Annotated in this window: 18 protein-coding genes and 2 pseudogenes; 16 read left to right on the top strand and 4 right to left on the bottom strand. The window is 69.5% G+C overall.

Features of this window, described 5'->3' with window-relative positions; translation table 11 throughout:
• Nucleotides 1-29: 29 nt before the first annotated feature.
• Together BV908_RS00975 and ubiM are read right to left on the bottom strand one after the other, a co-directional pair.
• Nucleotides 30-1,038, bottom strand: a pseudogene (locus tag BV908_RS00975) (sensor domain-containing diguanylate cyclase).
• A gap of 87 nt (nt 1,039-1,125) precedes the next feature.
• The gene (ubiM, locus tag BV908_RS00970; protein ID WP_011803522.1) at nt 1,126-2,391 is read right to left on the bottom strand and encodes a 5-demethoxyubiquinol-8 5-hydroxylase UbiM; all 1,266 of its coding nucleotides are present in this window, start codon (nt 2,389-2,391) and stop codon (nt 1,126-1,128) included.
• Nucleotides 2,392-2,563: 172 nt separating this feature from the next.
• Between ubiM and BV908_RS00965 the strand changes: the two genes are divergently transcribed.
• On the top strand, nt 2,564-2,803 hold the full coding sequence (locus BV908_RS00965) for a DUF6139 family protein (protein WP_012655189.1): 240 nt from the start codon (nt 2,564-2,566) through the stop codon (nt 2,801-2,803).
• Nucleotides 2,804-2,916: 113 nt separating this feature from the next.
• Nucleotides 2,917-5,007, top strand: coding sequence for an acetoacetate--CoA ligase (locus tag BV908_RS00960; RefSeq protein WP_103736939.1), 2,091 nt, complete (start codon nt 2,917-2,919; stop codon nt 5,005-5,007).
• A gap of 33 nt (nt 5,008-5,040) precedes the next feature.
• On the opposite strand, the gene BV908_RS00955 is transcribed toward BV908_RS00960, so the two are convergent.
• Nucleotides 5,041-5,970 carry a LysR family transcriptional regulator gene (locus BV908_RS00955; protein ID WP_011803525.1) on the bottom strand — a complete coding sequence of 310 codons (930 nt, stop codon included), beginning with the start codon at nt 5,968-5,970 and terminating at the stop codon, nt 5,041-5,043.
• Between the two features lie 130 nt (nt 5,971-6,100).
• On the opposite strand from BV908_RS00955, the gene BV908_RS00950 reads away from it, so the two are divergent.
• The 12 genes from BV908_RS00950 (at nt 6,101) to minE (ending at nt 16,978) form a co-directional block, all read left to right on the top strand.
• Entirely contained in the window at nt 6,101-7,087 is a 987-nt protein-coding gene (locus BV908_RS00950) for a tripartite tricarboxylate transporter substrate binding protein (RefSeq protein ID WP_103736938.1), read from the top strand.
• The gene (locus tag BV908_RS00945) at nt 7,084-8,331 is read left to right on the top strand and encodes a CaiB/BaiF CoA-transferase family protein (RefSeq protein WP_103736937.1); all 1,248 of its coding nucleotides are present in this window, start codon (nt 7,084-7,086) and stop codon (nt 8,329-8,331) included. Before BV908_RS00950 ends, BV908_RS00945 begins: the two co-directional genes overlap by 4 nt.
• Nucleotides 8,328-9,524, top strand: a complete 1,197-nt coding sequence (locus BV908_RS00940; protein WP_103736936.1) for a CoA transferase — start codon at nt 8,328-8,330, stop codon at nt 9,522-9,524. The genes BV908_RS00945 and BV908_RS00940 overlap by 4 nt, the downstream gene beginning before the upstream one ends.
• Nucleotides 9,521-9,988, top strand: coding sequence for a MaoC family dehydratase (locus tag BV908_RS00935; RefSeq protein ID WP_011803529.1), 468 nt, complete (start codon nt 9,521-9,523; stop codon nt 9,986-9,988). Before BV908_RS00940 ends, BV908_RS00935 begins: the two co-directional genes overlap by 4 nt.
• Nucleotides 9,989-10,055: 67 nt before the next feature.
• Entirely contained in the window at nt 10,056-11,024 is a 969-nt protein-coding gene (locus BV908_RS00930) for a tripartite tricarboxylate transporter substrate binding protein (RefSeq protein WP_103736935.1), read from the top strand.
• 22 nt (nt 11,025-11,046) lie between these two features.
• Nucleotides 11,047-12,204: an acyl-CoA dehydrogenase family protein gene (locus BV908_RS00925; protein WP_011803531.1), complete on the top strand. Its 1,158-nt coding sequence runs from the start codon at nt 11,047-11,049 to the stop codon at nt 12,202-12,204.
• Nucleotides 12,205-12,218: 14 nt separating this feature from the next.
• Nucleotides 12,219-13,256 carry an acyl-CoA dehydrogenase family protein gene (locus BV908_RS00920; protein WP_103736934.1) on the top strand — a complete coding sequence of 346 codons (1,038 nt, stop codon included), beginning with the start codon at nt 12,219-12,221 and terminating at the stop codon, nt 13,254-13,256.
• A 112-nt stretch (nt 13,257-13,368) separates the two neighbouring features.
• A complete protein-coding gene (locus BV908_RS00915) occupies nt 13,369-14,157 on the top strand; it encodes a crotonase/enoyl-CoA hydratase family protein (RefSeq protein WP_103736933.1) in 789 nt (262 codons plus the stop codon).
• Nucleotides 14,158-14,214: 57 nt separating this feature from the next.
• The gene (pssA, locus tag BV908_RS00910; protein WP_103736932.1) at nt 14,215-14,838 is read left to right on the top strand and encodes a CDP-diacylglycerol--serine O-phosphatidyltransferase; all 624 of its coding nucleotides are present in this window, start codon (nt 14,215-14,217) and stop codon (nt 14,836-14,838) included.
• 231 nt (nt 14,839-15,069) lie between these two features.
• Complete coding sequence (gene minC, locus BV908_RS00905) at nt 15,070-15,837, top strand: septum site-determining protein MinC (protein WP_103736931.1); 768 nt, start codon at nt 15,070-15,072, stop codon at nt 15,835-15,837.
• A 53-nt stretch (nt 15,838-15,890) separates the two neighbouring features.
• Nucleotides 15,891-16,706 (top strand): septum site-determining protein MinD, encoded by an 816-nt coding sequence (gene minD / locus BV908_RS00900; RefSeq protein ID WP_011803536.1) that lies wholly within the window; start codon nt 15,891-15,893, stop codon nt 16,704-16,706.
• 5 nt (nt 16,707-16,711) lie between these two features.
• A complete protein-coding gene (gene minE / locus BV908_RS00895) occupies nt 16,712-16,978 on the top strand; it encodes a cell division topological specificity factor MinE (RefSeq protein WP_011803537.1) in 267 nt (88 codons plus the stop codon).
• A gap of 76 nt (nt 16,979-17,054) precedes the next feature.
• Here the strand turns inward: minE and BV908_RS00890 are convergent, their stop codons facing one another.
• Nucleotides 17,055-17,615 carry a flavin reductase family protein gene (locus tag BV908_RS00890; RefSeq protein WP_103736930.1) on the bottom strand — a complete coding sequence of 187 codons (561 nt, stop codon included), beginning with the start codon at nt 17,613-17,615 and terminating at the stop codon, nt 17,055-17,057.
• A 109-nt stretch (nt 17,616-17,724) separates the two neighbouring features.
• On the opposite strand from BV908_RS00890, the gene BV908_RS00885 reads away from it, so the two are divergent.
• Nucleotides 17,725-18,507: an alpha/beta hydrolase gene (locus BV908_RS00885; RefSeq protein WP_103736929.1), complete on the top strand. Its 783-nt coding sequence runs from the start codon at nt 17,725-17,727 to the stop codon at nt 18,505-18,507.
• A gap of 135 nt (nt 18,508-18,642) precedes the next feature.
• Nucleotides 18,643-19,835 (top strand): annotated as a pseudogene (locus BV908_RS00880) (ABC transporter substrate-binding protein).
• Nucleotides 19,836-19,838 lie beyond the last annotated feature (3 nt).

Raw genomic sequence — 19,838 nt, 5'->3', positions numbered from 1 at the left:
CTGCCGCGCATGCCCGTGCGGGGACTTGTTCAGCGCACGGCGCGGCGCGCCTTCTTGGCGGCGTACATGGCGCGGTCGGCCTCGCGCAGCGCCTCGTCGGCCGTCATGTCGTTGGGGAGCACGGCGATCACACCCACGCTGGCGCCGGCGTAGTCGATGGGGGCGTCCGCCCCGCCAAAGCGCCCGCGCGTGGCCTGTGCCAGACGCTGGCCGAACCCCTGGCGGGCCGCCTCCAGCGCCGGGCCGGGCGCGGGGCCGGGGCCTACGGCCACGAACTCATCGCCCCCGTAGCGTGCGACGAAGTCCTGCGCGCGCGGCGCCGCGCAGCTGATCGGCCATGTCGGCCAGGAAGAGGTCGCCCACCTCGTGGCCATAGGTGTCGTTGATCGCCTTGAAACCGTCCAGGTCCATGAAGGCGATCAGCACCGCCGTGCCCTGGCGCGCGCCTTGCGCCAGTTGCTGGTGCAGCATTTCGCGCAGCGCGCGGCGGTTGGGTAGGCCGGTAAGGGCATCGGTCGCCGCATAGGCCGCCAGCCGGGCATTGGCCTGCAGCAATTGCTGCAGCAGCTGCTCGCGCTCGACCTGCTGGCCAATGAGCCGCGCGAACAGCGTCAGCGCGTTGCGCGCCTGTGAAGTGAGCTCCTGGCGCTCGTCGCTGGCGGCGCAAAGCGTGCCGTAGAGCTGGCCGTCGGCCATGCGCACCGGTGTGCTGGCGTAGGTCTGGATGCCCAGCGCCGCGGCGGCCTGCGAATCGCCCCAGCATTGCCCCACGTCGGCGGTGAAGGGGCGGCCCTCGTCCAGCGCGCGTTTGCACAACGTGTCGTGCCAGGGCACGCTCAGTCCCTCCGGGATCTGCATCTGGCGCGTGTTGCGCGCGTACAGCACACGCTGCACACCCCGCTCCAGGTCCACCACCGTGAGGTAGGTGGATTCGAACCCGGTGATGTCTTCCAGCAGCTCCAGCAGCGGCCGGGTGAGCTCTTCGACGGTGCGTGCGCGGGTGACGGTCTCGCTGAGATGGTCCAACAGGTTGTCCATGCGGCCATTATGGGTGGGTGTGCCGCAGGACGCTGGCCGGGACAGGCAGCGAACGCCTGCCCCTCCAGTTGGATCACGGTGTGCGCGCTAAGGTGCGGCGCTGGGCCAGGCGGGGCGCCGGCCTGTGAGCTGGCTCACGATGGCGCCCTTGAGGGGCGGCAGCCGGTTGGCGCCCGCCAGCACCACCTGGCGCAGCAGGCGGGGCAGCGGCCGGTCGTCGGTGTACAGGCGCACGATGGCATTCGTGCCCTGGTACAGCGGCCAGGCGTGGCGGTGATGGCCGCGCGCGTAACCCTCCAGCACGCTGGCGGCGCCGATGTCCGCGCCGCGCTCGCGTGCCTGGGTGAGAGTGCGCGTGAGGCTGTCCACACCCGCCAGCCCCATGTTGAACCCGTGCGCCGTCACCGGGTGCATGCCGACGGCCGCGTCACCCAGCAGCGCGCAGCGCGCGGCGGCGAAGCGGTGCGCATACACGGCGACCAGCGGGTAGGCGTGGCGCTCGCCCACCAGCCGCATGGCGCCCAGGCGGTCCTTGAACTGGGCTTGTACGCGTGCGGCGAATGCCTCAGGGGGCAGTGCCAGCAGCTCCTGCGCATGCGCCGCGCCGGTGGTGACCACGGCCGAGCACATCGGCGCGCCATCGACCAGGTCGCCCGGCAGCGGCAGGATCGCCAGCGTCTGCTCGTAGCCGAAGCACTCGTGCGCGACCTCGTGGTGGGGCAGCTCATGGCGCAGGCGGCAGACGATGACCGTGCGGCCGAAGTCGTGCATGGCCGCGCCAATGCCCAACTGGCGCCGCGTGGCGGAAAAGCGGCTGTCGGCAGCCACCAGCAGCGGGGCCTGCAGACGCAGGGGCGCTGCGTCGAGGTTGCGGGTGTCGGTGTATTCCAGCTCAGCATGCGCGGGCGTGACGGCCACGCGCGTGACGCGCGCCTCGGTGACCAGTCGTACGCCGGGCGTGTGCGCGGCCACTTCGTAGGCCGTGCGGCGCAGCGCGTGGTTGGGCACGATCCAGCCCAAATGCTGGACGCCGCTGCCGCCTGCATGCAGCTGCATGGCCCCGCGCTGGCCCACGGGGCCGTCGTGCACCTGCGCCTCGCGCAGCAGGCCGACCTCGTGCGCGGCCAGGCGCTGCCAGCTGCCGATGCGCTGCAGCGTCGCCACGCTGGGGTGGGTGAGTGCAATCTCGCGCCCGTCGGCCGGGGGCGCGGCCAGCGTGGAAGCGGGTTGCTGCTCCAGCACCGTCACCTGCATGCCAGCCTGGGCCAGCGAGGCCGCCAGCGACAGCCCGGCAGGCCCCGCACCCACGATGAGCACGTCGCTGCGCTGAGAGGAAACGTCTTGTGTTGTCATGATTGAGAAACAGGCCGCCGGCAGTGGCAACAGCGGGCAATTGTCGGCAGGGCGGAAAGCGGCGATCTTGCCTTGCGTCAAGCACGGCGGCCATGCGGCCGCTTCCTACGCCGGGCGGGCGATGGTCTCACTACAGTGGAGAACCCTGCAACCAGCAAGCAAAGGACCCGACATGCGCGTGGACATCTACCGCCGATCCGAAGCCGAGGGGCGTTATTCCCATCTGGCCGTGCCCGAGGGCAAGCCCATACCGCAGGAGGCCATCAATACCGATTGGAACTGCGAGCACCGCGCCGTGGAACGGGACGAAACCCAGGCGCACTGGAACGACCTTGGTATTCCCGAGCCCGGACGGCAGCTGCGCGATAAGGGCTATGCCATCACCAGCGTGACGGAGCAGCCGCGGCGCTGAGGCCAGGTGCGGCCGGCGAGGTGCCGCCGGCCAGGTGCGACCGGCGAGGTGCGGCCGGCCAGTTGTCACGTGCGTGGCGCGCACGGCGACCGCGACCGCGCTAGGCTGTGCGCATGGAGACACACCACAACATCCCCCCAACACACCCGCCTTACACGCCCCAGATACGTCGCTACCAGGATGGGCTGCAGGCGCAGCACGGCCTGCGCTTTGACGATTACGACGCGCTATGGCGCTGGTCCACCACCGATCTGGACGCCTTCTGGCAGAGCGTCTGGGACTATTTCGACCTGCAGTCACCCACGCCGCACCGCGCGGTACTCGCAAAGAACGTGATGCCCGGCGCGCAGTGGTTCCCCGGCGCGCAGGTGAACTACGCGCGCCAGGTGCTGCGCCATGTGGGCGCCGCACAGGCCGCGGGCCAGCCGGCCCTCATCGGCCGCAACGAACGCGGCGAGCGCCGCGAGCTGTCCTGGCCCGCGCTGCGCCGGCAGGTGGCGGCGCTGGCGCTGCACATGAGGGCCCAAGGCGTACAGCCCGGCGATCGCGTGGCAGCCTACCTGCCCAACATCCCCGAGACCATCGTCGCCTTCCTGGCCTGCGCCAGCATCGGTGCGGTGTGGAGCCTGTGCGCGCCCGACATGGGTACGCACGCGGTGCTGGACCGCTTCCGCCAGATCGCTCCGACGGTGCTGTTGGCCGTGGACGGCGTCACCTATGGGGGGCGCGACCATGACCGTTGCGACGTGCTGGCCGAGCTGCGCGCGCAACTGCCCACGCTGCGCCACGTGGTGCTGGTGAACAACCTGGATGCTTCAAAAACAGTAGCTGATACCGCTTGCTACGCAAGCGTCATCGCCCGAAATGATGCAGAGACTGCGGCCTTTGAACCGGCGTGGCTGCCGTTCGACCACCCGCTGTGGATCGTCTATTCCAGCGGCACCACCGGCCTGCCCAAGCCCATCGTGCACGGCCATGGCGGCATGCTGCTGGTAATGCTGCAGCTGGCGGTGCTGCACAACGACATCGGCTGCAGCTACGCGCCCAACTCCCTGGGCGAGCGCTACCACTGGTACAGCTCCACCGGCTGGATCATGTGGAACGCCCAGGTCGGCGGCCTGCTGGGCGGCACCACCTGCGTGCTGTACGACGGCAACCCCGGCGGCAGCAAGGAGCGGCCCGACTGGACAGTGCTGTGGCGCATGGCGGCCGAGGAGCGCGTGACCTTCTTCGGCGCTGGCGCCGCGTTCTACGGCCACTGCATGAAGGCCGGGATCACCCCTGCGGCCTGCGGCGACCTGTCGGTGATCCGCGTGCTGGGCTCCACGGGGTCGCCGCTGCCTGCCGAAGTGCAGCGGTGGGGATCGCAACTCCTGGCCAGCGCGGGCGTGCCTCAGGTCTGGTGGTGCAACATCTCCGGCGGCACCGACTTCGCGGGCGCCTTCATCGGCGGCAATCGCGAGCTGCCGCAAACGCCCGGGCGCATGCAGTGCCGCATGCTGGGCGCGGCCGTCGAGGCCTGGGACGAGCAGGGCCGCCCGGTACTGGACGCCGTGGGCGAACTGGTGTGCACCCAGCCCATCCCGTCCATGCCCTTGTTCCTGTGGGGCGACGCCGATGGCGCGCGCTACCGCGCCAGCTACTTCGAGATGTACCCGCCCGGCCATGGCCGCAGGCCCGGCGGCGGCGATCTGGGGGCCGAGGCCGGGGCCGTCTGGCGTCACGGCGACTGGATCGAGATCGGCTCCAGCGCCCACCCCGGCTGCGTGATCTACGGCCGCAGCGACGCCACCATCAATCGCCACGGCCTGCGCATGGGCACGAGCGAGATCTACAGCGCCGTGGAGGCCCTGCCCGAGGTGCTCGACAGCCTGGTCGTGGACCTGGAATACCTGGGCCGCGCCAGCTACATGCCGCTGTTCGTGGTGCTGCGCAGCGGCCTGGTGCTGGACGACGGCCTGCGCGCGCGGATCAACGACGCCATCCGCGCCAGCTTGAGCCCACGCTTCCTGCCCGACGAAATCGTGCAGGTGGCCGAGGTGCCGCGCACGCTGAGCGGCAAGAAGCAGGAGCTGCCCGTCAAGAAGCTGCTGCTGGGCCAGTCGATGGACAAGGTGGTCAACCCGGACGCCATGGCCAACCCCGGCTGCCTGGCGTGGTACGTGGACTTTGCGCGGCACCGTGCGACGGCGGTTGCTTCATAAAAGATAGCTGCTCGCGCTTGATGGACGGGCGGTTCAACCCGGTTTGTCCCAGTTCTCGCCTTCCACGCGCGGCACGCTGGCAAAGCGCAGCGCGTGCTCGGTGAAGCGCTCCACCACGCGGCTGGTGCCGCTGGCCAGGCGCGCCAGCGCAATGCCCACGTGAAAGCCCGGCGGGTTGTCGGTGAGCGCCAGGCATTTCACGCCGCGCGGCACCACCTGCCGCGCCACGCTGGCCACCAGGCCCACGCCCAGGCCCGAAGCCACCAGGCTCATGATGGTCTGCACCTGCATCGCCTCCTGCGCCACGCGCGGCGAAAAGCCAGAGAACTGGCAGCGCATCATGGCCAGGGCCGAGAGGCTGGGCACCTTGTGCTGCGGGTACATGATGAAGGGCTCGTGCGCGGCCTCGGCCAGCGCGATGGCGTCGCGCTGCGCCAGCGGGCTGCTCTCGGCCACGGCCAGCACGAAGTCGTCGCGGTCCAGCGGCAGCAGCTCGAAGCCGCTCGGGTCCAGCACCGGGTAGCGCAGCAGGCCGGCATCGAAGCGCCGCGACACCAGCCCCTCCAGGATCTCGGACGACGTGGCTTCGCTCAGCTCCAACTCGATCTGCGGATAGCGCTGGCGCAGCGAGGGGATGAGTTGCGGCAGCAGCGCATAGGTGGCCGAGCCGATGATGCCCAGGCGCAGCAGCCCGCCTTCGCCCTCGCGCGCGTCCTGCACCGCCTGGCGGCACTGCTGGGCGTGGAACAGCGCGCGGCGGGCGTCGCCCAGCATGGCTTCGCCGGCCGGGGTGAGCACCACGCCCGTGGTGGTGCGCTCGAACAGGGGGCTGCCGAGTTCTTCCTCCAGCTTGCGGATGGACACCGACAGGGGCGGTTGCGCCATGTGCAGGCGCTCGGCCGCGCGGTGGAAGTTGCCGGTTTCCGCCAATGCGACGAACTGGCTGAGTTGCCGGAGGTTCATGCGATATGAAAAAAGTATTGAAATCTAAACTTTTAATATTAGACAGCATGCAAGGTGCTGCCTAGAGTGCCAACTCCGACCCCTTTGCGGGGCACCGTAGCGGAGCAGAGACTCCAAGGAGACATTGCACATGGCATTCCACGGCAGAACCACCCTGCGCGTCCTGGCGGGCGCCAGCCTCGTGGCCCTGGGCGCTGCCCTTGCGCCCGCCGTGCAGGCGCAGGCCTTCCCGTCCAAGACCCTCAAGTTCGTCGTGCCCTTCGGGCCCGGCAGCGGCACCGACACCTCGGCGCGCTACTTTGCGCGCAAGCTGCAGGACCTCACGGGCCAGTCCGTGGTGGTGGAGAACAAGCCCGGCGCCAACGGCTTCATCGCGGTCAAGCAGGTGCTCTCGGCCCCGGCCGACGGCTACACCGTCTTCATCGGCAGCAACTCCACGCTGGCGGTGAACGCGGCGCTGTTCAAGGAGCTGCCCTACGACCCGGTGAAGGACTTTGCGCCGCTGACCATGATGATGCGTTCGCCCGCCATGCTGGCCACGGCCCCGCAGGCGCCGTTTGCCGACCTCAAGGGGCTGGTCAGCTATGCCAAGGCCCACCCGGGCAAGGTGAACTTCGGCGCGGGTTCGGCCGGCTACCAGCTCATGGGCGAGCTGCTCAACGACAGCGCCGGCGTGCAGACCGTGCATGTGCCGTTCAAGGGCGCGGGCGAGACCATGACCGCCCTCGCGGCGGGCACCGTGGACTACGCCTTTGCCGAAGTCACGGCCGTGCAGGAGCTGGCCAAGGGCGGGCGCGTCAAGGTGCTGGCCGTGGCGGCGGACAAGCGCGTGGCCACCTCGCCTGACGTGCCCACCGCCAGCGAGGCCGGCCTGCCCGGCTTCGAGGCCTACACCTGGGTGGGGGCCATGGTCAGCGCCAAGACCCCTGCGGCCGAGACCGCCAGGCTGGCCGAGCTGTTCACCACCATCTCCAAGATGGATGAGACCCGCGCCTTTTACGAGCGGCTGGGCGCCACGCCCATGACCGGCGGCCCCGCCCAGATGCACGAGTTCCAGAAGAACGAGATCGCGCTGTGGAAGCGCATCGTCACCCAGGCCAAGGTGCCGCTGCAATGACCTCGCCGGCCGCCCTGCAACCCGGCGCGCTGCAGCACGTGAAAGTGCTGGACCTGTCGCGCGTGCTGGCCGGCCCCTGGGCCGCCCAGACGCTGGGTGACCTGGGCGCCGAGGTCATCAAGGTGGAGCGCCCCGGCAGCGGCGACGACACGCGCGCCTGGGGCCCGCCCTACGTGACCGACCCCGCCGGCCAGCCCACGGGCGAGTCGGCCTACTACATGTGCACCAACCGCAACAAGCAGTCGGTGACCATCGACTTCATCCGCCCCGAGGGGCAGGAGCTGGTGCGGCGCCTGGCGCAGCAGTGCGACGTGCTGGTGGAGAACTTCAAGACAGGCGGTCTGGCGCAGTACGGGCTGGACTATGCCTCGCTGAGCGCGCTCAACCCGCGCCTGGTGTACTGCTCCATCACCGGCTTCGGGCAGAGCGGGCCGTATGCGCACCGCGCCGGCTACGACTTCCTGATCCAGGGCATGGGCGGGCTGATGAGCGTCACCGGCCGCCCCGACGGCGAGGACGGCGGCGGCCCGATGAAGGTGGGCGTGGCGCTCACCGACATCCTCACGGGCCTGTATGCCAGCACGGCCATCCTCGCGGCGCTGCAGGCGCGCGAGCACACGGGCCGAGGCCAGCACATCGACCTGGCCCTGCTGGACGTGGGCGTGGCCTGCCTGGCCAACCAGGGCATGAACTACCTTTACGGCAACCAGGTGCCGCCGCGCATGGGCAACGCCCACCCCAACACCGTGCCGTATCAGGACTTCCCCACGCAGGACGGCCACATGATCCTGGCCGTGGGCAACGACGGCCAGTTCGAGCGCTTCTGCCATGTGGCCGGGCGCCCCGAGTGGGCGAGCGACTCGCGCTTTGCCACCAACGCCGCGCGCATCGCGCACCGCGATGCGCTGATTCCGCTGATCCGCGAGGTGACGGCGACGCGCACGACGCGCGACTGGATCGCGCTGCTGGAGCAGCACGCCGTGCCGTGCGGGCCCATCAACACCGTGCGCGAGGTCTTCGAAGATCCGCAGGTGCGCGCGCGTGGCTTGCAGATCCGCATGGAGCATCCGCGCGCCGGCGCCGTGCCGCTGGTGGCCAGTCCCATGCGCCTGTCGGACACGCCGGTCACCTATCGCCACACCCCGCCGCAGCTCGGCCAGCACACCGACACCGTGCTGCGCGAACACTTGGGCCTGGCGCCCGAGGCCATCGATGCGCTGCGCGCGCAGGGGGTGGTGGCATGAGCGGCTTCCAAGGACCGCTGGCCGGCGTGCGCGTGCTCGACCTCTCCAGCGTGGTGTTCGGCCCGCTGGCGAGCCAGGTGTTGGCCGACTACGGCGCCGAGGTCATCAAGATCGAGCCGCCCGCGGGCGACTCCACGCGCTACACCGGTCCCGCCGTGGAGCCCGGCATGGCGGCCGTGTTCATGGGCTGCAACCGCAGCAAGAAAAGCGTGGTGCTGGACCTGAAACAGCCTGCCGCGCAGCAGGCCCTGCACGCGCTGCTGGCCACGGCCGACGTGTTCATGCACAGCATGCGCCCGCAAAAGCTCGGCAAGCTGGGGCTGGCGCCCGAGCAGCTGCGCGCGCGCTACCCGCGCCTGGTGTTCGCCGGGCTGCACGGCTTTGCCGAGGACGGCCCCTACGCCGGCCTGCCGGCCTACGACGACGTGATCCAGGGCATGAGCGGCCTGGCCGATCTCATGCAGCGCCAGACGGGCGAATCGCGCTACCTGCCCACCATCGCCGCGGACAAGACCTGCGCGCTGGTGGCGGCACACGCCATCCTGGCGGCACTGTTCGCGCGCGAGCGCACGGGACAGGGCAGCTTCGTGGAAATTCCCATGTTCGAGACCATGGTGGGCTTCAACCTGGTCGAGCATTTCTACGGCATGCACTTCACGCCGAAGCTCAGCGGCGCAGGCTACCCGCGCGTGATGGCGCCCTGGCGCAAGCCCTACAGGACGCTGGACGGGCATGTCTGCATGATGCCTTACACCGACGCGCACTGGCGCCGCTTTTTCAGCGCCGTGGGGCAGCCGCAGCTGGCCGACGATCCGCGCTTTGCCAACCAGGCCAGCCGCACGCGCCACATCGCCGAGCTGCTGGAGATCCTGAGCGAGCATGTGGCCCGGCACGACACGCAGCACTGGCTGCGCACCTGCGCGCAGCTGGAGATTCCCGCCGCGCCCGTGGCGCGCATGGACGAGCTGCCGCAGGACCCGCACCTGGTGGCCACGGGGTTCTTTGCCACCGTGCGCGACCCGGCCATGGGCGAGGTGCGCTTTCCGCGCTCGTCCGTGCGCTTCGACGGCGCGCAGGTGCCCATCGGCATGCCGCCGCGCCTGGGTCAGCATACCGAGGAGCTGCTGCGCGCCGCCGGCCTGGACGACGCCCAGCTTGCTGCACTGCAACCTTCCGAACCGAGCACCGCATGAACCAAGACATTCCCCGCATGGGCCAGGGCCTGTACTGGCAAGACCTCAAGGTGGGTCTGCGCTGGCGCACCTTCCGCCGCACCATCACCGAGGCCGACCTGGTGAACTTCATCAGCACCACCGGCATGCTGGAGGCCATCTTCATCGAGGAAGGCTACGAGGGCGGCGCCATCCAGGGCCGCCCGGTGCCGGGCGCGCTGACCTACACCTTCATCGAAGGCTTCATCCTGCAAAGCATGATCCAGGGCACGGGCCTGGCCATGCTGGAGCTGCGCCAGAAGATCCTCGCGCCCGTCGTCGTGGGCGACAGCATTGGCGCCGTGGTCGAAGTGACCGACATCCGCCCCACCTCCAAGAACAACCGCGCCGTGGTCACCTCGCTCATCACGGTGACCAACCAGCGCGGCGAGCCGGTGATGGAGTACACGGCCACGCGCCTGCTCGCCGGCCGTGAAGCTACATGAAACATAGCTGCTTGCGCTTGCTGCGCAAGGGTTAGAGCCGATTTTCACCACAAAGAAGGAGACACCCATGACTGCTCGCATCACCCGCCGCCTGGCCGTACTGGCCGGCGCAGCCCTTCTGGCCGGCGCCGCGCACGCAGCCTGGCCGGACAAGCCCATCACGCTCGTCGTGCCGTTCCCGCCCGGCGGGCCCACCGACATGGTGGCGCGCGTGCTGGCGCAGGCCGTGGGCGAGCAGCTCGGTCAGTCGGTTGTGGTGGACAACAAGCCCGGCGCCAATGGCAACATCGGCAACGCCTTCGTCGCCAAGGCCGCGCCCGACGGCTACACGGTGCTCTACAACACCTCGTCCCTCGCGCTCAGCCCCGCGCTCTACAAGAAGATGAGCTACGACCCGCGCAAGGACCTCGCGCCTGTCGCGCTCACCGCAGTGGTGCCCCTGGGCCTGGTGGTCAACCCGCAGCTGCCTGTGAAGACTGTGGCCGAGCTCGTGGACTATGCCAAGAAGAACCCCGGCAAGCTGTCGTACGGCTCGGCGGGCAACGGCAACGTCACGCACCTCACGGCCTTCCAGGTCACGCAGCACTACGGCATCGAGGCCACGCATGTGCCCTACAAGGGCAGCGCTCCGGCCGACGTCGACCTGGTGGCCGGGCAGATCCATTTCATGACGGACACGATCAACTCCATCGCCCCCTTCATCAAGGACGGCAAGCTGCGCCTGCTGGCGGTCTCCACGGCCAAGCGCCTGCCCAACTTCCCTGAAGCACCCACGCTGGCCGAAAGCGGCATGAACGGCTTCGAGGCCGGCGCGTGGCAGGGCGTGATGGTGCCGGCCGGCACGCCCGCGCCCATCATCGAGCGCTTGAACCAGGCCTTTCTGCAGGCGCTCAAGAACCCCACGGTGCTGGAAAAGCTGCGCATCCAGGGCACCGAGCCGCTGGGATCCACGCCGGCCGAGTACGGCGCATATATCGAAAAGGAGCTGGCGCGCTGGGCGTCAGTGGTCAAGAGCACCGGCGTATCGCTGGATTAAGCAAGGAAAAAGGGCATAGGCCATGTCGGTTCTGGATTCACTCGCGCTCACGCGCATTCCGCCGGAAGATGAGGCGCTGCGCGCCGAAGTGCGCGCCTTCCTCGCAGAGGCGGTGCGCGACCTGCCCGCGCATGTGCGGGCACGTTCGTGGGGCGGCTACAGCACACAGCTGAGCCGCCGGCTGGGCGAGCGCGGTTGGATCGGCATCACGCTGCCGCGCGAATACGGCGGCGGCGGGCGCAGCGCGTTCGCGCGCTACGTGCTGGTCGAGGAATACCTGAACTGCGGCGCCCCCGTGGGCTCGCACTGGATCGCCGACCGCCAGAGCGCGCCGCTGATCCTGAAATACGGCACCGAGGCGCAGAAGCAGTTTTACCTTCCGCGCGTGTGCAAGGGCGAGGCGTTCTTCTGCATCGGCATGAGCGAGCCCAATTCCGGCTCCGACCTGGCCAGCGTGAAGACGCGCGCCGTGCCCAACGACCAGGGCTTTGTGCTCAACGGCCAGAAGATCTGGACCACCAACGCCCATCACTGCCAGTACATGATTGCGCTGGTACGCACCTCGGGCACGGCGGAAGACCGCCACAAGGGCCTGTCGCAGGTGATCGTCGACCTGTCGCTGCCCGGCGTGACCGTGCGCCCCATCGAAGACCTCTCGGGCGACAGCCACTTCTGCGAGGTGTTCTTCGACAACGTGCAGTTGGGCCCGGATGCCCTCATCGGCGCCGAGGGCCAGGGCTGGGAGCAGGTCACGGCCGAACTCGCCTTCGAGCGCAGCGGCCCCGAGCGCCTGTTCTCCTCCATCGTGCTGTTCGACCAGTGGCTCGACTACGTGCGCACGCCCCAGGGCCGCAGCGAATCGGCGGTGCGCCTGGCGGGCAAGGTCCTCACGCAGCTGGCACCGCTGCGCGCCATGTCGGTGGCCGTGCAGGAAAAGCTGGTGCAGGGCGCCAGCCCCGTCGTGGAGGCCGCCCTGGTCAAGGAGCTGGGCACCACGCTGGAGCAGATGATTCCCGCCGCCATCGCCGACGACCTGTTTGCGCGCGAGGCGGAAGACGTGCCTGTGGAGCTGCTGATGACGCTCAAGTACGTGACCGAGGCCTCGCCCTCGTTCTCGCTGCGCGGCGGCACGCGCGACATCCTGCGTGGGATGATCGCCCGGGGCCTGGGCCTGCGCTGAAACGGAGCCACGACATGAGCCAAGACAACGACCTGTTTGCCGACGCCGCCCGCCAGGTGCTGGCCGACCAGTGCACCCCCCCGGTGGTGCGCGCCATCGAATCCGGCGGGCGCGCCGCGCCCGCGACGCAGCTGCTGTGGGCGCAACTGGAGGCCACGGGGCTGGCCGACGCGCTGCTGCCCGAGGACGACGGCGGTGCCGGACTGGGGCTGACACAGGTGTTCGGCGTGCTGGAGCAATGCGGCGCGCATGCGCTGCCGCTGCCGCTGGGCGAGACCATGGTGGCGCGCGCGCTGCTGGCCCAGGGCGGCGTAGCGCGCCCCGCCGGCAGCATCACGCTGGCGCGTGGCGAGCGGCTGCCGGATGACGGCGTGCGCTCTGCCCTCGTGCGCGGCGGCCAGGTGGCCGATCATGTGCTGGTGCAGGCTGGCAGCGCCTGGCACCTGCTGGCCACGGCCGATGCGCAGGCTGCGCCCCAGGCGCTGGCGCTGGATGCCGCCCTGGCCTGGACTGCTGCCCAGGTGGCGGCCGCGCCCGGGGTGCCGGTGGACGCCGCGCAAGACGCACGCACCCTGCAGGCCGCCGTGGTGGCCCCGCAGATGGCTGGCGCGCTGGGCGACGTGTTCCGCCGCACCCTGCAGTACGCCAACGAGCGCCAGCAGTTCGGCCGCCCCATCGGCAAGTTCCAGGCCATTCAACACCAGCTGGCGGTGATGAGCGAGCATGTGTTTGCCGCGCGCATGGCTGCGCAGCTGGGCTGCAACGGCGCCGGTGTGCTGCCCGACCGGCTGCGCGTGGCCACCGCCAAGGCGCGCTGCAGCGAGGCGGCGCTGGCCGTGGCCGAGTTCGCCCACGCCATCCACGGCGCCATCGGCTTCACCGCGGAATACGACCTGCAGCTGTTCACCCGCCGCCTGCACGCCTGGCGCCAGACGGCCGGCAGCGAGTCTTACTGGCACGGCGTGGCCGGCGAGGCGCTGCTGGCGCACGGCGGGCTGACGCTGGACCTCGTGCGCCGCATCACCGACGTGACGCTGCCGCAGGCCGCTTGATGCAAAAACAATAGCTCCTTGCGCTTGCTAGTGCTTAGTTTGACGTTGAAAACGTATTGAAATCCAAGCCAGACAAGCGCAAGCCGCTCCTGAATTGATACCGGAGATCCTCATGGCCTTTCTGACCATCGAACGCGACGGCGGCATCCTGACCGTCACCATGAACCAGCCCGAGACGCGCAATGCGCTCACCGGCAACACGGCCGTCCAGGAGTTCGTGCAGCTGTGCGACACCGTGCGCAAGGACGCCAGCGTGAAGGTGCTGATCCTCACCGGCGCAGGCCCCATCTTCAGCTCGGGCGGCAACGTCAAGGACATGCAGCGCTTCTTCGACGATGCGCTCACGCCCGACCTGATCCGCGAGGAATACCGCCAGGGCATCCAGCAGATTCCCAACGCGCTGTACCAGCTCGACGTGCCGGTGATCTGCGCCGTCAACGGCCCGGCCATCGGCGCGGGGCTGGACCTGACGTGCATGTGCGACATCCGCATCGCGGCCGAGAACGCCACCTTCGCCGAGAGCTTCGTGCGCGTGGGCATCGTGCCCGGCGACGGCGGCGCCTGGCTGCTGCCGCGGGCTGTGGGCATGGCCAAGGCGTCCGAGATGGCTTTCACCGGCGAGGCCATCAGCGCCCAGGAGGCCCTGGCCTGCGGCCTGGTGAGCCGCGTGGTGCCGGCCGACCAGCTCCTGCCCACCGCGCGTGCGCTGGCCGAGAAAATCGCCGCCAACCCCGGTGCCGTGATGCGGATGACCAAGCGGCTGCTGCGCGAGGGCGAGCACGCCTCGCTGGCCTCGCTGCTGGAGATCTCCGCCGGCTACCAGGCCATCGCCCACAAGACGGCCGACCACCGCGAGGCGGTCACCGCCTTCATCGAGAAGCGCGCCCCGCGTTTCCAGTAGACCGAATCAGCCATCGGCGGACAAGGAAAGGCCCGGCGGCCGTTCGATAATGCCGCCATGGCTTCTCCCCACAAACGCTTTTCGATGATCCGCGAGTTCCACCTCGCGGACTGGTTCACGCTGGGCAACGCGGTGTGCGGCGTCGGGGCACTGTTCTCGTCGATGACCTATCTGGAAACGTCGGACGTGCGCCATGTGTACTTCGCCTGTGCGCTGGTGCTGGCGGCGCTGGTGTTCGACGTGCTGGACGGGCGCATCGCGCGCTGGCGGCAGAAAAGCTCGGCCATGGGGCGCGAGCTGGATTCGCTGGCCGACGTGATCTCCTTCGGCGTGGCGCCCGCCATCATCGCCTACGCCTGCGGCATGCAGGGGCTGTACGACCGCGTGGTGCTGGCCTTCTTTGTGGCCTGCGGCGTGTCGCGCCTGGCGCGCTTCAACATCACGGCCGAAACGCTGTCCGAGGGCCCGTCGGGCAAGGTCAAGTACTTCGAGGGCACGCCGATCCCCACCTCCATCGTGCTCGTGGGCCTGATGGCCGTGGCCGCCAGCGTGGGCGCGGTGCGCGGCCAGCTGTGGCTGGGGTCGGTGACGATCGGCGGTTTCACGCTGCACCCGCTGGTGCTGCTGTTCGCGCTGTCGGGCTCGCTGATGATCAGCCGCATCCGCATTCCGAAGTTCTGAGCATCCCCCCCGCGGCGCTGGCGCACCTTTCCCCTTCTCTCGCCGCGCTGCGCGGCGCGAAGGGGGCGCAGCCGGTGGACTCGTGAAGCCAGATCCGCGGCTGCCCAGGCCTGGGGTGCGCCCGGGTTCGCCGCACGTCCTGATACGGTGGCAGCGGCGCAGCGCAGGTACACTTTGCGGCTTCGAGGCGGCGCCCGTGCGCGGCGTCTTTTTTCCCATCCGAACCGCTTCATGGCCGTTGATACGGCGGGCCAGGCCCGCACCCACCTAGACCTCAAGAGTGCCCAGCTGCCCGTGGTGGCCATGGTGCTCAAGACCACCGACGTGGCCAGCATCGCCGCCGAGCTGGCTGCCCGCAGGGCCGACGACCCCGAATTTTTTGACAACGACCCGGTGCTGATCGACCTCTCGGCCGTGCAGGACGAGCCGCAGCCCATCGACTTCGCCGCGCTGGTCAAGACGCTGCGCAGCCATCGTACGCAGCCCGTGGCCGTGCGCGGCGGCAGCAGCGCGCAGAGGCAGGACGCGCACGACGCGGGCCTGATTGCCGCCCCCGACGCGCCGCCCCCCCGCATGCAGGCGCCGCGTGAGAGCACTACCCGCGAGGTGGTCCACGAGGTCATCCGCGAGGTGGAGGTCGTGCGCGAGGTCCCCGTGCCCGCGCCGGCGCCGGGGACCGTGGTGGTGGACAAGCCGCTGCGCTCGGGCCAGCAGGTGTATGCCCGCGGCTCGGACCTGGTGGTGATGGCCGTGGTCAGCTTTGGCGCCGAGGTGATCGCCGACGGCAACATCCACGTGTACGCACCGCTGCGCGGGCGCGCCATCGCCGGCGCGCGCGGCGACACCAGCGCCCGGATTTTCAGCACCTGCATGGAGCCGCAACTGGTCTCCGTGGCAGGCATCTACCGCACCACCGAGACCGAGCTGCCCGACAACGTGCGCGGCAAGCCGGCCCAGGTGCGGCTGGACGGTGAGAAGCTGCTCATCGAGCCGCTGTGACCGTCCCCCCCTTTTCTTACTCCACAGACCGCAACGCAAGGACCTCTCAGAACATGGCCAAAATCGTCGTCGTGACCTCCGGCAAGGGGGGCGTGGGCAAGACCACCACCAGTGCCGCCTTCGCATCGGGCCTGGCGCTCGCCGGCCACAAGACCGCCGTCATCGATTTTGACGTCGGCCTGCGCAACCTGGACCTCATCATGGGCTGCGAGCGCCGCGTGGTGTATGACCTGATCAACGTGATCCAGGGCGAGGCCAACCTGAACCAGGCCCTCATCAAGGACAAGCAGTGCGAGAACCTGTTCGTGCTGGCCGCCAGCCAGACGCGCGACAAGGACGCGCTCACGCAGGACGGCGTGGGCAAGGTGCTCAAGGACCTCGCCGACATGGGCTTTGACTACATCGTCTGCGACTCGCCCGCCGGCATCGAAAGCGGTGCGCTGATGGCCATGCACTTCGCCGACGAGGCGCTGCTGGTCACCAACCCCGAAGTCTCCAGCGTGCGCGACTCCGACCGCATCCTGGGCATGCTCAGCAGCAAGACCAAGCGCGCCATCGAAGGCGGCGAGCCCGTCAAGGAACACCTGCTGATCACGCGCTACAACCCCCATCGTGTGGAAGACGGACAGATGCTGAGCCTGGAGGACATCCAGGACATCCTGCGCATCAAGCTCATCGGCGTGATCCCCGAGTCCGAGAGCGTGCTGCAGGCCTCCAACCAGGGCCTGCCCGCCATCCACCTGTCGGGCACCGATGTGTCCGAGGCCTACAAGGACGTGGTTGCGCGCTTCCTGGGCGAGGACAAGCCCCTGCGTTTCATCGAGGCGGCCAAGCCCGGCTTCTTCAAGCGCATCTTCGGCGGGAGGTAAGCGAGATGTCCCTGCTGTCCTTCCTGCTCGGCGAGAAGAAAAAGACGGCCTCGGTGGCCAAGGAGCGCCTGCAGATCATCCTGGCGCACGAGCGCAGCGGCCGCAGCGCCGGCCAGCCCGACTATCTGCCCGCGCTGCAGCGCGAGCTGGTGGCGGTGATCTCCAAGTACGTGAAGATCAACGCCGACGACCTGAAGGTCCACTTCGAGCGCCAGGACGACCTGGAAGTGCTGGAGGTGAAGATCGAACTGCCCGAGGCGACAGCCAAGTAACGGGCAGATATCCGGCCCGTTCCGCCCAGCCCCGAAGCGGCCGGGCGTGCCCGCGCTCCGGCGCAAGCCGGGGCGGCTATTTCTCCATCGGGCGGGCTACGGTGGCCGAAAGGCTTCCCAGCGGATGCTCCGTGTAGAACACCCCCCCGTGGTACAGCAGGGGCGAGGCGCCTTCCCGGTGGCTGCAGCGCTCCACCTGGCCGACGAAGATCGTGTGGTCGCCCTCCACGTACTGGCTGCGGTTGAAGCACTCGAACACGGCCGCCGCGCCGTCCAGCACCGGCACGCCGCTCAGTCCCAGGCGGTAGGCCACGCCGGCGAAGCGGTCGATGCCGCGCGTGGCGAACTGCTCGGCCAGGGCGCGCTGTTCCACCGTCAGCACATTGATGGCGTAGTGCGTGGCACGGGAAAAAGCGGGCAGCGACGACGTCTTGTGCCCCAGGCTCCACAGCACCAGCGGCGGCTCCAGCGACACCGAGTTGAACGAGTTTGCCGTCATGCCGATCAGCGCGCCGCCTTCCCCGCGCGCCGTGACGATGGTCACGCCCGTGGCGAACATGCCCAGCGCGTCGCGGAACTCGCGTGGCGTGAAGACGGGAGGTTGGCTGGCGGGCGGGTGGGGCAGGCGGCTGTTCACGAAGGGGGGCGGCGCCCTGGGCGCGCCGCGTAGGGCAATGGGAGAGGGCTATTATCAGTCTGCACCTGCGCGCCTGCAGCGCGCATGCCCTGCGGCCCTGGACCCTGCGATGTCTCTTCTTCCACGCTTTTCCCTGCTCGGCTCCGGCCCTACCGTGTTGCTGCTGCACGATGCCGATGGCGATCACCTGGGCTTTGCCCCGACGCTGGAAACCCTGGCCGCCGCGGGCTACCGCGCCGTGGCATGGGACATGCCGGGCTATGGCGGCAGTGCGCCGGTGGAGCCCTACAACTTCAAGGGCCTGGCCCAGCGTGCGCTGCTGTTGCTCGATGCCCTGCGGTGCGAGCAGGTGGTGCTGGTCGGCCACGGCCTGGGGGCGATGCTGGCGCTGGAGATCGCCGTGCGGGCACCGCTGCGCGTGCGGCGGCTGGTGCTGTGTGCCGGCGGCCCGGCGCTGGACGAGGCCGCCACCGCCGTGTGGGTGGCGCCGCGCCTTGCGGGGTTGGACGATGGACGGGACATGGCCCGGCTGGCCGACCCTACCGTGGCGCGCGACGCCGGCCCCGGCGCGCTGCCCGAGGGGCTGCAGCTTGCACGGCACGCCATGGGCCGCGTGCCGCCCGCCACCTACCGCCGTGCGTTGGAGGCCCTGACGGCTTTCGCGCGGCGTGCGCCGGAACTTGTGCGCCTGCAGGTGCCCGCGCTGCTCATCGGGGGTGAGTACGACCGCTGCACTCCGCCCGAGGCACTGCTCGCCTTGGCCCATGTGCTGCCCGATGCGCGTGCCGTGCTGCTGCCCGGCGTGGGCCACTGGCCGCAGCTTGAAGACCCCGAGGGTTTCGAGGCGGCGCTGCTGGACTTCCTGGCCGGCCCGGCGCCAGTGCTGCACTGAGCGCGTGCGCGGTCCCTCACCGCAAATCGCTTACCTGCCCCTGACCGCGACCGCGCGCCGCTGCGCAATAAACCACATCGCGCGCCCGCGCTTTTGGTTAGGCTGGAGTGTTTTTCACAACATTGCGGAGACGCGATGATGGCCATGAGACCCAGACACTGGGCAGGGGCGCTGGCGCTGTGGGCGTTGGCGGGCATGGCGGGCGCCCAGCCCGTGAAGGTGGGGGTCATCGGCCCCTTTTCGGGGCCGTCGTCGGACTTCGGCACGCCCATGCTGCAGGGCATCCAGCTCGCGGTGGAGCAGTTCAACGCCGTGGGCGGCTACCTGGGCCGGCCTGTGGAGCTGGTGGTCAAGGACGACCAGGGCTCGCCCGACACCGGCCGTCAACGCTCGCAGGAACTGGCCAGAGAAGGCGTGGTGGCTGCCCTGGGCTTTTGCAACACCGGCGTGGCGATGAAATCGCTGGACGTGTTCCAGCAGGCGAAGCTGCCCTTGATCGTGCCGTGCGCCACGGGCACCCCCGTGACACGCACCTATCCGGCGGCGCAGAGCTTCATCTTCCGCACCTCGGCCCCCGACAACATCCAGGCGCCCTTCGTGGTGGAGGACATCCTGCGCCGCGGCTGGACGCGCGTGGCCCTCTTTGCCGACGACACGGGCTACGGCCAGGCCGGTCGCAAGGACGTGGAAGCGGCGCTCGCCGCGCACCAGCTCACGCCCGTGTACGCGACCAACTTCCCTCTGGGCGTGAAGAGCCTGGCGCCCCAGTTGCAGGCCGCGCGCGATGCGGGCGCACAGGTCATCTTCAGCTACACCGTAGGGCCGGAGAACGCCGTCATTGCCCAAGGCCGCAAGGAGCTGGGCTGGAAGGTGCCGCAGGTCGGCGGCTGGACGCTGTCGTTCCCGTTCTTCATCCCCAGGGCGGCAAGGACGCCGCCGAGGGAGCGCTGACGGCGCAGACCTTCATCGCCGAGCCCAGCAACGAACGCCGCGCCTCGTTCCTGAGCACCTACGCGCGCGCCTTCAAGGGCCGCCCGGCCGTGCCGATGGCGGCGGCGCAAGGGTACGACGCGGCCTACCTGCTGATGTATGCCCTGCTGGGCATCCGCGACGGGCAGGTCAACGGCACGGCCCTCAAGCATTCGCTGGAGAACCTGCAGCGCGTGTATTACGGCGTGGTGGCGACCTACGAGCGGCCCTTCTCGGCCGAGGAGAAAGAGGCCATCACCCCCAACATGCTGGTGATGGGCAAGGTGCAGGCCGGCGCGGTGACCTTCGCCTACCCCGAGGATGCCAAGCGCAACCTGCTGGTGCAGCGCAAACGCTGAGGT

The organism is Diaphorobacter sp. LR2014-1 (assembly GCF_002916785.1).
GTDB lineage: Bacteria > Pseudomonadota > Gammaproteobacteria > Burkholderiales > Burkholderiaceae_C > Diaphorobacter > Diaphorobacter nitroreducens.
This window is presented reverse-complemented; position numbering and strand designations above follow the sequence as displayed.